Source organism: Aquimarina intermedia (assembly GCF_008124785.1).
In the GTDB taxonomy this organism is placed as follows: Bacteria; Bacteroidota; Bacteroidia; order Flavobacteriales; family Flavobacteriaceae; genus Aquimarina; species Aquimarina intermedia.
Map to the genome: position 1 here is coordinate 181507 of NZ_VNHU01000004.1, position 16836 is coordinate 198342.

Sequence of the window (16836 nt, forward strand, 5' to 3'; positions counted from 1 at the left end):
CGAGAATTCCAAGATTGGAAAAATAATTATGGCTTGGAGGTGTATAACATGTATCTGCCGAAGGATTTTTCTTTTGGATTTTTTTTCCATTCGCGATACTTTTTGGTGTAAGATAAAAGTGTTTCGGTATTTGATAGTCGTCTAAAAAATATACCTCCCCAAATATCATCCCACTGACAATAGGCCTCACTTTTCCGTAAAATTTCATGAGCCTGCTTTAATCTATAACACGGTATGGAAGGACAAAGGTGATGCACCAAATGATAGCGGTCGCCATGTCTCCCGAATATAAAATTCTCGATACCATTCCCATGACGATTTCTTGTCAAAAGTAATTCAGCATTTTCAGATTCTGGTAAAGGATAATGTTCTGCCAGTTCTGCAATCCATCCTATGGTAATATAAGTTGTAAAAAGAGGTATCATCCAGAAAATTAGAAAATCCAAAAATAAACCAGAAAAACCTATGGTAGTGAGGATTACTACCCATAATGCAAAAAAACGAAGGCGTTCTTTTTTGAACTCATTTTTGTTTTTGCGAGATAAATTTTTAGTATCGTAAAATACGCGGTCATTATAAATAAATCGTATATATTCAATCGTTCTATACCCAATAAGAGTTAAGATAATATTCTTTAAAAAGAAAATACTATATCTTTCGTTATCATCATACAATCCCATAGAAAGCTGGAAATTATAATCTGGATCTTTCTCTTCATCACCGCAATGGGGATGATGTCCATGAAGGTGTGTTTTTTTATATGGGATTAGTAAATGTAATATTAGATAGGAAGTAAAATATGTACCTAATATATCGTTCAACTTTTTGTTTGGAGAGAGCAGCCCGTGTGCAGCTTCGTGAAGTAGATTAGCCATAACACGCTGCACGGATCCGATAACTACAATACTAATTAAATAAAACCAAAAGGAAACTTTATAACATAAATAAATTGACAATGCTACTAATAAGTAATTAAACAGTATAATAGATACTGCAGACAGGGTATTACTATCTTTTAGTTTCAGAACTTCAATTCTTAGTTCTTTTGGAATATTTAGACTGTCGAAGTTATTAATCGTGTTCATTTTCTTTTTAATTTTAATTATATGAGTAGTTAAAAATACCTAAGGGTTTATATAGACTAATCCGGAGAGGCATTGCAGTAGATATACCTAGAGCATCACTCTTTAATACGTTGAAGGACTGTCCTTTATATTTTTTATGTATTTTTCAAAAAATTCAATTCCCAACGAAAATTCTTGTTGTTCTCTGAAAATGTTAAAAAATTTATGCATTGCTATTTTTATTTCTTCGTCGGATGTAACCGCAGCAATAAGCCTGATCATTTCGGTACAATTAATTGTGTCCAGGTTTCCTAAAAGCCCTAATTTATGATACAGAATTCTTGAAGCATTACCGGGTTGATCTCCCAAGACAGGAAATACAATTGAGGGTTTTCCGTGATAAAGTGCCTCTCGTAAAGTACCTAATCCTGCATGGCAAATAATTAAATAAACATCTTCAAAAATCGCCATGTGAGAGACCCAAGAATATATATAAACATTTGAAAGTATACTGATCCCTTTCAGGTCGGATTCGTCTCCAATTTGTACTATAAAATTATACGAATCCTAGAGTTGCATAGCGGCTTGAATAATAAATTTGAAAAAGTTAACCCTTAACTTTTTATCAGTATATTCTGGCATGAAACCAAGAGTGACATAAATATTCTTTCGGTTCAAATCAAGTTTTACCCAATCGAAATTCACATTTTCTTTTCGGTTCAAAAGAATGGAGCTTCCGGCATAAAAAATTTCATCACTACGTTTTCTATGAGGAAAATCAAATTCTTGTGGACAACATAAAATGCAAGGAATACTTATTCTGAAATCATTCAAGGGATAATCCCCCCAAAGTAATCTAAAGTCATTCTTCCTAAAAAACTGCTTAAAATTAATTTTAGGAATTTTAGAAAAACCAAACATCCATCGCAATACTAAAAGATTCAATATTTTATATTTCCAATGCACAAAAACATAAATTATGAGCCAATCCTTTAATATAAATAGCGAATCCTTCAGGTTCTTTTTTTTAGATGGAACATAATTGGTATGTACTGATGGCAAATTCAGATTAAATTCTGTTAATAACGTAATGCTTATACCCAATAAAGGAACTCCAAGTTTCACAAATGGAACGGTCCATGATGTATTGAGTACCTCAAAAATAACAAGTGCGGGTGGTGACTTCTTATAATGTTGATAGCACTTAACAAGCAACCCTTTTTCAAACTCCAGCTTTGCTTTAAAGTTTTTTCGTTTCTGTTTATTGGTCATCTTATCCGTTGTCACAGTAGATTCGACAGCGACATCTGGGTTTTCGAAAGTGACGTGGTTAAATTGATTTTCTTCAAAATATTTGATCGCTTTTTGATTGAAAACACCTACATACTCCACTTCATAACCATGATGTATTAATAGAGTTGCAATAAGTTGAGTTGATCTTAAACTACTTGCTTCCTACTTAATGAGAGTACAAATTAGTTCTTTCTGTAGCTTTTTAAGCATATTTATAGATATTACACAACATAAATTGTTATTTCAATTGAAGAGTAAGAATTCAGCCTGAGATATATTAAAAATTAAAAGAAATCTCATCTTTTTCTACCTCGTTCAACATGTCTTCATCTTGAAGTAAATTTGAGATTTTGACATCAATGTTCTCAGCAATTGTATGAACTAATTGAACAAACTGACTTCCCAAAAGCTTCATATCCTCTTCAGTGAAAAGAGCAGTATAATATTCAAACCTGAAACAAAACTTCTCCGACTCTTCAGTAGCAAAAAGACTTAGAGGATATTTAGAGGTTTCATTATCCAATGAATACGATCTAAAATCCATTTCTGAATTCTCAATTACAGAGAAATCAAAATTTTGAAATACAAACATGGTATCAAATAATTCATCTGCAATATTTTGAGATGTATTTTGGAGCAGATTTTTCTTAATGTGTGACAAATCATAAATTTGATTTTCACTACTTTGAAGCAAGATGTTATGTAGTTCAGGCAGAATTTCACTGTATGAGGAATTCTTATCTGAGTTAAAGCGTATAGGTAATGTTTTTGAAAACATTCCAATCATAGCTAACAATTCATTTTGTATACGACCCAACGTATTAATACCAATTATAATATCTCGTTGCCCGGTAAGTTTGAATAAAAAAAGATGGTATATCGAGTATAGTACAGAGAAAGGCGTAATATTTTTTTCTGAAAAAGATTGGACAATAGTATCTATCTTGTGTTTTTCGATATAAAATGTGAAAGAACTGCCTCCAGAATTAGATAGATTTTCAACTTTAAAGTTTACGGGTAGCTGAAGTTTAGGTATATCATTGCCAAGCATGGTATGCCAGAAATTCTTAGTGTTTACATATTCTTCTGTTTTTCTGAATTGGTTCTCCCATTCTGAATAGTCTCTGAACCGAAATTCTAGTGGTGGTAATTTACTGTCATTATAACAAGCTACAAATTCCTTTAAAAGTATAATTTGAGACATTCCATCACAAATAATATGATGTGTATCTAATACCAGAACATTCTTGAAGCCTTCAGCATTAATAACTGCAACACGTAACAAAGGTGATTTACTTAAATTAAATGGACTAATAAAAACGTTTATTGCTTCGGTTATATGTTGATCAGTACCTTGAGTAAAAATCTCTTCAATTTGAAAGGGCACATCATCACTAATTTTTTGCCATAGAACATTTTCTTGGTAAGTGAAACTCGTTCTAAAAGCTTCATGTCTTGCAATAAGTTGCTTAAAAATATCTTCCATCTTTTGGATGCTAACTTCTTCAGATATTTCCCATGCAAGAGGTAGATTATACGATACGTCTTCCTTGTTAGTTTCGTATTGGTAGAATATTCGTTCCTGATTGGTTGTTAAAGGATATAATTTCTTGGTATCAGATTTTGTTAGTTTCAGAACATCTTCTTTTTGAAGTGAACATATTTTGATTGCCTGTTCTTCAATTGTTAAGTTGTTAAAAATTTCACTAAGAGCAATACGTACATTGAACTTTTTATATATTACTCCAATTAATCGCATTAAAGAAATTGAATTACCACCTACCTTTAAAAAATTAGCATCTATTGAAATCGCTTGAACCCCCAAAATATCAGTCCAAATATCATGTAGCAGTTTTTCGATATCATTTGATGGCGCTTTACTAGATGATACTTCAGTATTTCTGTGTTTTAATAATTTTTGAACGTCAGTTTTTCCATTTTCTAATAATGGGAACTCGTCAAGAACATGGATTTGAGAAGGTATCATATAACTTGGGAGTTTTGTATGGAGGAATGTTTCCTTAAAATCACTTTGTATATCCTTACTAGCTTTTTTAAGCACAATGAACGCTTCTAACGACTCTATGGTTTTTTTCTCATCCTCGATATTAGGAATAACCAAAGCTTCTTTCACAGTAGGATGAGATATTATAGCGTTTTCTATTTCTGCCAACTCTATACGAATCCCTCTAAGTTTTATTTGTCTATCGGTGCGGCCTAGCAAATCAAAATTACCGTCAATTAGTTTCTTTACTGTATCACCTGTTTTAAAAGCGGTAAATGTTTCATCGTTAATAGTTAAGTTAACAAATTTTTCTGCCTGTAATACCTCATCTTTTAAATAGCCATTAGTTAGGTATTTGGTAGCAATATATAATTCACCGGGTACCAAGGGACCACATATATTCATCTGCTCATTCAATACTTGAAAATGAGTATCGTCTATAGGTTTGCCAATAGGTATTCTCATTTTACTTACATCAGAAGGTTTCAAATGATAACATGAACGAATCATAGTAGTTTCGGTAGCACCATAAAAATTAACTAACCGAATATCGGTATTAAATTTATTGAACCAATTTTCTAATTCTGAAGGAATAATACGTTCGCCCGAAAGAAAAACATAATGCAGTGATTTGAAATGAGTGGAAGTTATATCTGCAGTATTAAACAACTTGAAAACACTTGGTACACAATGAATATAATTAATAGCCATTTTTTCTATCCAAGGAATCATTTGATCTGAAGTATAAAAAGCATCTTCTTGAGGAATACAAATTGTTCCGCCACTTAAAAGTGGTGCAAATACATCTCTCAAAAATGCATCAAAGTACGGGCTAATAAATTGGCTAAATCTAGCTGCCGGTTCAAAAGAGAACGCATTTATCTCCCATTTTAAAAATTGAAGTAAGCTTTCATTTTTACCAATGATACCTTTGGGCTCTCCGGTAGATCCCGATGTAAAATACAGATAAATATCATCTTCACTTCTCCATTTCGGAAATGAAATATTACTTTCAGAGAATGCCTCAGAAAAAATATCTTCTATATAAAAATGATTGTTTGTTTTAATTTGTAGAGGCTTGTCATTTTTTGAGGTGATAATTGTATTAATTTCGGCCTTTTCTAAAATCTTTTTCTTTCTATCTATTGGAAGTTCTGTGTCTATAGGAACAAAAATATTTCGCGATAGAAAAATTCCAATAGCAGCCTTTATTATGGAGGATTTATGGGATACACTTACTCCAATGTAAGATTGCTCTTCTATTCCTTTAGATTTGATAAAAGAAGCTATTTTCAAAGACTGTGTTAACAATTGAGAATAGCTGATTTCTTCCTTATCGTGTATGGCCACGTTATCCTTAAAGCGTTTTAAGCTCTCTAATAATTCTTTCTGAAAAATCATAAATGCTTTTTTAAATAGATGATAATTTAATTTTCTGAAGCGTACCGTACGCTCATGCGAATGATGATAGGTAACTTTTCTCTCGTTTAGTTTTTACCAAAAAACTGATCTAAGAAAATACCAAAAGTAATAACTGTAATGAGCAGATCATTTTCGTAAGGTGCATTAATTGTAAAACCCTTTTCACTATATTTCTTTTTGAGTGACTCGATGGTATCAGGGTCAAAATAACCTTGTTTTTTGATAAGGTCATAGGATAATAAATCCTGAATATATTCAATCTTTTGTTGTAATAAATAAGGGCTTCCAGGGGCTATAAAATGAAATTTTTCTCGTTCTAATATTTTTCGTGGCACACAGGTTTCACCTATCTTTTTCAAAATATATTTTTCAGTAAAACCATTCAATTTCAAATCAGGAGGAATAGTTGTAGAATATTCTATAATATCTTTATCTAAGAATGGATATCGCACCTCTACTGAGTTAGCCATTCCCATTCTATCTCCGTGGTCTGAAACCAAGTGATCTACCAAGCGAATTTTATAATCTATGTACGCACGCTTATGAATAACATGCCTATTTTCTATACGTTCCTTTTTTATAAGTGGATGGTTAAGACAGTTAATGTCATTAAAAACATCTTTAATTGCAGAGGAATATAGTCCCATTTTAACCTTATTATAAGCCGTATAATTTCTTTCGTAAAAAAAAGAAGCATCACCCCATAATTTTTCGCGAAGATTCGTTTCCTCTTCTTCTCCTTCAATTGAAATTAATCCCTGTTTTCTCATCTTATCAAAGCGATAACCAACATATCCAGCAAAAAACTCATCTGCACCCTCGCCCGAAAGAATGACCTTTATTTTATTGTTTCTAACGCTTTCAGATAAGGAAAGAGAAGCTGTATTATAAGTTTCTTTTATTGGACACTCGCTATGATAAACGGATTGTATAAGCCGATCACTTATATCATCAAAAAGAAACACTTTTTGGTGTAAATCCAATGCACTTTGTTGTGCCACTAATTTCTGATAATACGATTCTGAATGTAACGAATCTGTAAAATCTATTGAAAATGCATCCTTTACGGTATTTGGGAAATTTTTATGAATCTTAGATGCGATCATGGAAGAATCTAATCCTCCGCTCAGGTAGATTCCTGAGGGTACATCAGCACGCAATCGATACTTTAAGGACGTATCGAACAATGACTCCATTGTCTCTATATAATGTTGTTCGTGATCATAGTTATTGTTTCCATTCTCTTCAGGATACATTAGGTCCCAATATTCTGTGGTCTTAATTTCTCCGTTCTCGTTATATACCAAGTAATGACCGTTTTCCAAACTATGGATATTTTCGAACATGGTTCTAGGGCTAATAAGACCCGGGAAGGTTAAAACTTGATCTAATCCAATAAGATCCACCGAAGTCTTTACGCTGGGATGCTCCAATATTGCTTTAACTTCTGAACCGAAAATAAATGTGTTCTCAACTTTGGTGTAATAAAAAGGAATTACTCCCATATGATCTCGCGCGCAGAACATCTCTTTTTTCTTAATATCGTAGAGTGCAAATGCAAATTGACCATTCAAAAGATTCAAGAAATCCTTTCCGTGGTCTTCATAGAGATGGAGAATCACCTCGATATCGGTTTCAGTAGAGAACACATGACCTTTCAACTTCAATTGTCGCTTTAATTCAATATAATTGAAAATCTCACCGTTACAAATAAGAATCAAAGACTTATCCTCGTTATATAACGGTTGCATTCCGTTATTTAAACCAATGATACTCAGCCTAGTGAATCCCAAAACAACATTATCCATGATAAGTGTTTTTTGTGCATCGGGACCTCTATGAATTAGTTTCCTATTCATATTCTCAATAATCTCATGATCTGAGTCGTTAACTCTGCTATTCTTTATATATCCACAAATTCCACACATTCGGTTGCTTTTAGTTTTTGGTATTCCTATTAAATTTAAAAAATTGATTTGGCCTAGGTAGTAGGTATAAACCTGCTTTAACAGATACTTCTTATACCATTATTATTCGTTTTAGTTCCTCGTTTTACACAGTATTAGCGCCTTTAAGTTTTTGCTAACGATACAACACCTCTGATAACAGTGTTGTTGACTCCCATTATAGATTCGTAGACATCTAATTTAATTTGCTCTTTTCCAATTCTTTTCTAAACAGAATCGGAAGAACTTTCAAGCCACAAATATTTGTACTCGTGCTAAATGTTTTTATACTTATTTGTGCTTTTTATCAGAAAACCTACAAAGAGACCTTTTGTATTCATTATGAATCTTTTATCATATAATTACATGACTTTAAGTAAGTCTGATTTACATATTAGAAAGTTGTATCGTTTCGATTCTGGGTATGTACGTATTAGTCTACAGTATTAAATATCATCTCACCTATGGGTATGCTAGTGTCTTGAATGATGGCTGTAAGAATTTCACGATAATATTTCATTAGCAAAGTAATCGTCTCCTCTTCGAACAAATGAAGATTATAAATAAAATACAGTTTCAACTCTCCGTTATTAGCTTGGGCTTCAATTTTTAATTCATAACCGGACGAATGATCTCTATCTAATGACAATGCTTCAAACTGAATGGTATCATTCTTAGACTCATTTTGATAGTAGTTCGCATAGGCAAAATGCACACGTCCCATAGTTCGCTCTGTAGCTATTTCTTTTTCGTTCAGAAGATGAAGCAAATCATTATATTGAAAATCCTGATTTTCCATGGCTTCCAGTACTGTTTCTTTTACCTGTTTCAGAAAATCATTGTAGGAAGTTTCTGGATTAATAATTATACGCAAAGGCACTATATTGATGAATGTTCCCACTACCCTTTCCAATTGTATAGAAGTTCGTCCAACAGCATCTGTCTCAATAATTAAATCATCACTTCCCGAAATTTTATATAAAAGAAGATAAAAAGCAGATATCAAATACATGTATTCAGAAACCCTTTCTTTAGACGTAACAATTTTCAATTTCTTATAATCCTCTTCTAATATTGTCAAATTTGCAATTGCCGCCTCATTTCTTTGTAAATCTTGATTTAGCTCTGTCGTAGGTAATTCTATTACAGACAAAGGCGGTGTGAGTTTATTGGACCAATATGTTTTCATGTTGTTTATGGATCCATTTAAATCCTTTTGCCAGCTGGCATAATCAACATATCTAATTAGAGAATCATCTAATGACTTATTAGAATAAAGCTTCTGGAAATCATTCATCAAATTGTTTAAAGAAATTCCATCGCAAATGATATGATGTACATCTACGAATAGTATTTTTTTAAATGGAGCTTCCATTATTTTAAATTTTATTAAAGGGGCCTTAGAAAGATCAAAGGATTTTCTAAAGATTTTAAATTCATCTTCAATACTAGTATCGCTATCAATTTTACCTATTTCGAACGGTGTCTCTACTGTACTTTCAATTTTTTGACGAACACCAGAATCTGTAAGTTCAAAACTTGTACGCAAAGCTCCGTGATGTGCTACCAATTGTTTAATACAGCTTTCAATTTTTGTATAATCCACATCACCCTTAAGTACATAAGCCAATGATATGTTATAAAGAAGATTGTCTTTATTATATAGATAGTGATAGTACATACGCTCTTGAGCAGAAGATAGCACATACGATTTTTGCTCACCAATAGATGTTATGGCAGAAGTCTTATTTTGTGATTTAGAGTTAATGATCGTTACTAATTGATGAAGAACACCATTCTCAAAAATCTCTCTAAGACTTATTATGCAGTTGAACTGTTTTTCTATTTGTCCCATTAAATGAACTGCAAGAATAGAATGTCCGCCAAGTTCAAAAAAATCATCCTCCATACTAATAACATCAAAGTCTATATGCAAAAGGTCACCTACAGTTTGTATTAGCTTGGTTTCGGTTACTGTAGAAGGTTTTTTGAGTTTTCTGTTTTTGTCTAAATACGAAGGATCGGGTAATTCTTTCCTGTTTATTTTTCCATTGTTGGTAATTGGAATCTCTTCAAGTCTCACATAATAACTAGGTAACATATAAGACGGGAGATATTCACCTAAAAAAACATCCAATTCTTTCTTAGTTAGTTCTCTTTCACACAAATAATAGGCGCATATATATTTATCATACTTGCTACGCTCTCTTACAAGAGTTACTACATGATTTATCTCAGGATGTTGCAAAATTGTTTTTTCTATCTCTCCAAGTTCAATGCGATAACCTCGAATTTTAACCTGAGAATCTTTACGCCCAAGGAATTCTATATTTCCATCTTCAAACCATCTCGCCATATCTCCGGTATAGTATAGCTTTTCATCTTCGTAAAAAGGACTATCTATAAAACGTTGCGCACTTAGTTCTTTTTCATTAAAATAGCTTTGGGCTAAACACTGACCGCCAATAACTAAGTTACCCTTTACACCAATAGGACATAAATTCAGGGCGTCATCTACAATTAAATATTTAGCGTTCTGAATAGGCTTTCCGTAAGGGATACTTTTCCAATATTCTTTTACCTCGTGTACTTCAAAATAGTTGGACCATATAGTAGCCTCGGTAGCTCCTCCAAGACCAATAAATTTATAGTTGTCAAATAGGGCTTTCATTCTATCGGGGAGGGCTAAAGGAATCCAATCTCCGCTGGAAAAAGAAATTCGTAAGACGCCTTTTTCCTTTACTTCTTCTCTTCTCTGTTCCAAGAAAGGAAGTACCTGCTGCAACATCGCCGGTGCAGAATCCCAGAAAGTGATATGCTCTTCAATTATGATGTTAGCCAAAGTAGCTGGGCTTGCGAGTTCTTCTTCATTTGCAATTCTAATACTTGCACCCACAGCAAAACCTCCAAACAAGTCATATACCGAAAGATCAAAGCTCACAGAACTTACCATTAATATAGTATCTAAAGTATTAACATCATAAGTATTATTTACCCATTCAATGAGATTGATAACTGGAGCATGTTGTACCGCTACTCCTTTTGGATTTCCTGTAGAACCTGATGTAAAAATAATATAAGCCAAATCCATACTATCACCAATGATTTTTGGATTATGCATCGGATAGGATCCTATATTTATTTCCTTAATTCCTTCTCCTCCTATTTCCTTACATACCATTGACCGGTTAATACTATCATAGGAAATAAGCTTTTTTAACGTTTTGATGCTTTCAAGTCGTTTTACAAGCTCTTTATGGTTGGTGCCATTGGTTACAACAAATTTGGTTGCAACCGTATTAATTAATACCAGCTTTCTATTATCGGGAATATAGGGTTCTATTGGAATATACTTTCCACCAGCCTTTAAAATTGCTAATAGTGTTACTAAGAGTGAGATATCCCGGTCCATAATAACCGCAACCGCATCTTCTCTCTCAATACCGATAGCTCGTAAATAGTGAGCGAATTGATTGGAAGCTTCATTTAACCATTGATAAGAATAAGAGTTTCCATTACTAATAACAGCCACATTACCAGGAGATTTAACTACTTGTTCTTCAAATAATTGATGCATTAACTTTTTTGAAGAATAGGGCTTAGCTGTATCGTTAAAATCATATAAAATCTGATTGCTTTCTAAAGGAGATAAGAGATTTATACCTGAAATAGGCACATCAATCTTTGCAATAATTGAAGCTAATATGTGTAATAAATGTGTTTCTATTCTATCAATCGTCTGTGAGTCATAAACATTTGCATTATAATTAATAGCTATATCAAGTTGCGTGGAAGGCGTAATGATAATCCACAAGTCGTAACTTGTTCTATTTAAAGAGGTTACGTTAGATATTTTAAAAGGTGACTCTAATGCGTTGTTTTCCTCTACTGGAAGGTTTTGAAACGCCATAATATGATTAAACAATCCTGATTTCAATTCACTTGTATTCTGTATGTCAGATAGTGGATAATGCAAGTAATCTAAGCCATCTAAAGCTTGTAACTGTGTTTGTTTTAGCAGTTCATCAATAGTTGTTGTCTCATTAAATTGAATTCGTACCGGTATGGTATTAATAAAAACGCCAACAATTTCTTCAACCCTATCTATTTCTGAAGGTCTTCCGGATACTACGGTACCAAAAGCTACATCATATGTGTTGTTATATTTTGACAATAAAATACCCCAACTTGTTTGCAAAATGGTATTGAGTGTCACACCAGAGCGTATCGAAATATCCTGAAGTTGTTGCGTTATTTTTTCTGAAATTTTGAATGCCTTTTCTACATAATTTGGTGAAACCACCTTCTCAGTACTTTTTGCAAGTTGTGGAATCTCAGATAAATTATTATAGTTTTCCAAATAGTTGCTCCAATAATGAGAAGCCTCCTCTTTGTTAAAAAAACCTAGCCACTCTATGAATTTGGAATAAGAGACTACCGAAGGTAATTGCGGTAAGATTCCTGATGCATAATTCTTATAGCAAGTCTGAAATTCGCTAATAATACGAGCCATACACCACCCATCAATTATAATATGATGATAACTCCAGACAAGTTGATAGGTAGTCTCTTTCGTTTGTATTACAGTAAGACGCATTAAATTATCATTGGTCAAATGAAAACCTCGTAATTGATCTTTTTTGAGAAATGAATCTAAATATTCCTCTGTAGAGGAATTAATTAACAATGCACGTACATCTATAAAAGTGAAATCTGGTTTCTTATTTTTAGTAATAATTTGAAAGGGTTTTTCAAATCCTTTTTGAAAAAAATTTGCTCTTAATATTTCATGACGTTTTATAATTTCGGAATAGCTTTGTTGTAACAAATCTATATTTAAATCTCCTTCTACCTGAAAAGTTATGTGTGAGAAATAATCTCCACTATCCTCAATCAATAAAGAATGAAATAACATACCTTGTTGCATCGGCGATAAGGGATACAATAATTCTATATTTTCTTTTTTGTGTAGCTGTTGGAGTACATCAATATTTAATTGAGAACTTATAGAAGATCCCCGTAAATAAGCGTCTAATTTATCGCCCTGAATTAACACTGAGTTTTTCTTCGTTTTATCCTCATTGATTTCTTGATCGTCGGGATCATTAAGCAACTCTAAATTTTGAGCAAGCTCCTTTATATTTTGAAATTTAAAGATCTCTTTAATCGATAGTGAATATCCCTCCATCCTGAGATTGGTAACAATTTGCATGGATTTAATTGAATCACCTCCCAATGAGAAAAAATTATCGGTCACTCCTATTCGTTCTATTTTAAGTACTTTTTCCCAAACGGTAGCCAGCAGTTTTTCCTCTTTTGTAGACGATCCAACAAAAGCTGTCTCAAGATTTATTTTTGGTTCTGGAAGTTCTCCTTTATTAATTTTTCCACTGATATTTCGTGGAAAAGATGACATATAAACGAAATACGTTGGTATCATGTAATGTGGTAGACGATCTCGTAAAAATGATTGTATCTCTCCAATTTCTATTGCTTCGCTGCTGACATAGTATGCAACCAAAGATTTATTATTTACGGGACCATATAACAAGACAGCTACTTCATTAATCTGGGAATGCTCCAAAAGATGTAGTTCTATTTCTCCAGGTTCAATTCGAATCCCTCCTATCTTAATTTGATTGTCTATTCTACCTAAAAACTGAAGGTCACCACTTGGCAACCATTTCACTAAATCACCTGTTCTATATATGCGCTCATCTGGATGTAAAGGATTCACGACGAATTTCTCTTGAGTAAGCTGATCATTATTAAGATATCCACGTGCAAGACCTATACCTGCAACACATAGCTCTCCGGGAACATTAATAGGACAAAGAGTATTGGTCTCATTCAATATATAAACGCTTCTATTGGATATTGGTTTTCCGATGTTTGCTGCATCTTCAGGTTTATAAAGTTTCCCACAGGTAATACCAATGGTCACTTCTGAAGGACCATACGTTTGATATATGTCGCAGTAGTGGATTATCTGATCTATTTGTGAAGGATGCAATGCATCCCCTCCAATAATTATAAAACGCAAAGAACTAATTTCTTTAGCATATTTATTTAATTCATTTAACACAACCGGAGAGGTATTCAAAATATTAGCTCCTTTATTTTTTACAGCATCAATAATTGCAAATATATCTCTTCCTTTATCCCGCATAATGAGTAAGGATGCTCCAGAAATTAATACAGGAAAAATTTCTTCAATTGAAGTGTCAAATGATAGCGATGCTTGCTGTATCATGCGATCTCTTGTAGAGATAGAAAACATATCTCTCGTAGTAAGACAGAAGTCTAATAAAGCAAGATGTTCTATTAATATGCCTTTAGGTCTTCCGGTACTTCCTGAGGTAAACATGCAATATGCCAAAGAGTCCTGAGAAATTGAAATTTGAGGATTTGTAGTATCAGCTACTAAAAGAGCTTCTGAAAGGTTGTCTATATCTACAATTTTATTCTTTGATACAATGTCTTTGAGTGAATTTGACAGATTGGTGAGTATAAAATTCAAATCAGAATCTGATACTATTGCTTTAATTCTAGTTTGATTAAGCTCTATATCAATGGGGGTATAACTAGCTCCCGCCTTTAGCACAGCTAAAAGACATATAATCATCTCAACACCTCGACTTGCATAAATCCCAATAATATCATCTTTACCAATGCTATAATTGTTTAATAGATAATTACTCAACCTATTAGCTCTTTCATTCAACTCAAAATAGCTGACATCCTCTTTTTCAAAAATAACCGCAGTGCTATCCGCATTTTCTTCTACTTGTTTATGAAATAAATCGATGATAGTTGTTTGCGATGGTCTTGTGATTGGTAACGGATTAAAATCATGAATCGTATTCTTCTTATCTTCCGAAAGCAACTCTATCGCTCCAATTGATATTGATTCATTTGTAGCAATAGTAGTAAGTACATTTTTTAAATAGCTTCCAAATAAGACAATAGAGGACTCTTCAAATAAATCCTTTGCGTACTCAAAAAATAAAACGAAGTGATCTTCTGCATTTTCTACATTAAGTGTGAGATCGAACTTTGCAGATGAAAAATCGATAATTACAGGTTCTATTTGAAGACCCGAAATATCTATAGATGGTTGCTCGTAATTATGAAACACTAACATCGTATCAAACCAACGATTTCTACCCGGAATTCGTTTTCTATTGAGACGCTCTGCAATCGCGTCCAGATCACTATTTTGATGGTCAAAACTTTTTACAGTCGATTGTTTAACTGTATGTAGAAATTCCTCAAAAGTCTGGGAATCAACCACCTCATTTAAAATAGGTATGGAGCGTACAAACATCCCTACCACCTCATCCAGATCTGAATGACTACGTCCAGCAGTTGTTACTCCAACCACTATATCTTGTTGATTGGAGAGCTTGCTAAGTAGAATATTATACGCAGCAAGAAAGAGCATAAACATTGTTACATTGTTTCGTTGCGCTAATTCTTGTAACTGTTTTGATAGCTCTTTATCCAATTCCAATAAACACACTCCACCGCTATCGCTCACAAAATTTGGACGATCATGATCATACGGTAATTGAAGTACGGTTTCTTTATCTTTAAAAACTGATACCCAATAGTCTTCGTTTTTTTGAATTCGTTCTTGTTGCTCTTTGCTATTCTCCCATTCAGTATAATCTTTAAATTGAATTTTCAATTCGGGTACTGCGATCCCGTGATAGAAAGCAATGAGATCTTTAATGATCAGCCCATCTGACACACCATCATTAACTATATGATGCGTATCAATCAACAAATAATTCTTCTCATTAGAGACCTCCAGAAGCGCAATACGAATTAACGCATCCGTATCCAACTTAAACGGTTTCATAAAGTCAGACATCGATTGTTTCACTTCATCTTCTAAAACACGAATAGTATCTATTTTTAAAGAAAATGGAGGCTGTATCTTTTGAAACGGATGCCCATCCACTACAATAAAATTTGTTCGTAAACTTTCATGCCTTTCAATTAGTTTATCGAAGGCCTTAGTTAAAATATCCTTATCGAGTTTTCCAATACATTTAATCAATTTTGGCATGTTGAAGGCCGTAGAGTCAGAGTCGAATTCATATCTAAAGTAAATAGTTCTCTGTACATTTGAAAGAGGGTAATACTCTTTGTTCTCTGCTTTAGGAATTTTGGAGATACCTTTTTTAGCAAGAATCGACTTATAGTAAGTTACAATTTCCGCTTTTCTTTCTTTCACTTGGGTAATAATCTCTTTGGTTAGATTTTCCTTCGTACCCCTGAGTTTTAACTCTTCTCCATTAAGCACGATGTGTATATCATGCTCATTTCTCAAATTTGATATGAAATCGTGTATTTTCATTACTAATATTTTAGTGAGGCCCGGATTACGGGATAAAAAGTTTACTTAGTTTATATGGCTGCTAATGTTATTACTACTTGCTGTAAAGCTCTTAATTGACCGTTATCATTCAACGATGACAGCTAGTCGGCTTACATTTTTATACATAGTTTATTAAAACATCTTCTGTAGAAAAGTTAATTTCAAAATTTTCATTTAACGTATTATCTTAAGAGATAACTTCAAAGAGCATTTCACTCCAATGCTAACATTCATTAAACATCTAATATTCCAGACTTCTTTGAAAATTAAACAATCCCACCATTACGCAACTGTTCCAATAAATTATGTATAAAACATTAAGTGTATACGATGAGAATTCACTTATATAAGGAGTTTCGTAATATTTAGTTGAAGCTTTTAATTTTCAATGTACCTCTTAATTTATACCTTTTAGTGCACCAGATATTCTTTTCGGTTTACCGTTTGAACCCTAAAAAAATATAAATAACAAAGCATATCCTGATACACGGTTACTTGCGACACTAGCTATGGATTTTCTGCAGACGATTCCGAAAAAATTACAAAATTTTTCTAATTTCAGTTTGTTGCTATCATTTACTAAAGCAGCTTTTTTAGACATCGAAAATATTCATTCCATTAGTATTTTACCATACAGGATATGACGTGGTTTGTGTTCTTGGTGAGACGTATTATAACGCATTGGTAAAACGTCATTTACAGGTTCAAAAACTTTTTAGA

General features: G+C 33.0%; 6 protein-coding genes. All 6 read right to left on the reverse strand.

Going from position 1 to position 16836, the window contains the following annotated elements:
• Nucleotides 1–26: 26 nt before the first annotated feature.
• The gene (locus BD809_RS08075) at nucleotides 27–1085 is read right to left on the reverse strand and encodes a fatty acid desaturase family protein (RefSeq protein ID WP_148782464.1); all 1059 of its coding nucleotides are present in this window, start codon (nucleotides 1083–1085) and stop codon (nucleotides 27–29) included.
• Nucleotides 1086–1187: 102 nt separating this feature from the next.
• Nucleotides 1188–1616, reverse strand: a complete 429-nt coding sequence (locus tag BD809_RS08080; protein WP_148782465.1) for a glycosyltransferase — start codon at nucleotides 1614–1616, stop codon at nucleotides 1188–1190.
• A 15-nt stretch (nucleotides 1617–1631) separates the two neighbouring features.
• Nucleotides 1632–2456, reverse strand: coding sequence for a hypothetical protein (locus tag BD809_RS08085; RefSeq protein ID WP_148782466.1), 825 nt, complete (start codon nucleotides 2454–2456; stop codon nucleotides 1632–1634).
• Nucleotides 2457–2634: 178 nt separating this feature from the next.
• The gene (locus BD809_RS08090; RefSeq protein WP_148782467.1) at nucleotides 2635–5763 is read right to left on the reverse strand and encodes a non-ribosomal peptide synthetase; all 3129 of its coding nucleotides are present in this window, start codon (nucleotides 5761–5763) and stop codon (nucleotides 2635–2637) included.
• Nucleotides 5764–5849: 86 nt separating this feature from the next.
• On the reverse strand, nucleotides 5850–7712 hold the full coding sequence (gene asnB / locus BD809_RS08095) for an asparagine synthase (glutamine-hydrolyzing) (protein WP_148782468.1): 1863 nt from the start codon (nucleotides 7710–7712) through the stop codon (nucleotides 5850–5852).
• A gap of 451 nt (nucleotides 7713–8163) precedes the next feature.
• Complete coding sequence (locus BD809_RS08100) at nucleotides 8164–16095, reverse strand: non-ribosomal peptide synthetase (RefSeq protein ID WP_148782469.1); 7932 nt, start codon at nucleotides 16093–16095, stop codon at nucleotides 8164–8166.
• Nucleotides 16096–16836: the final 741 nt, after the last annotated feature.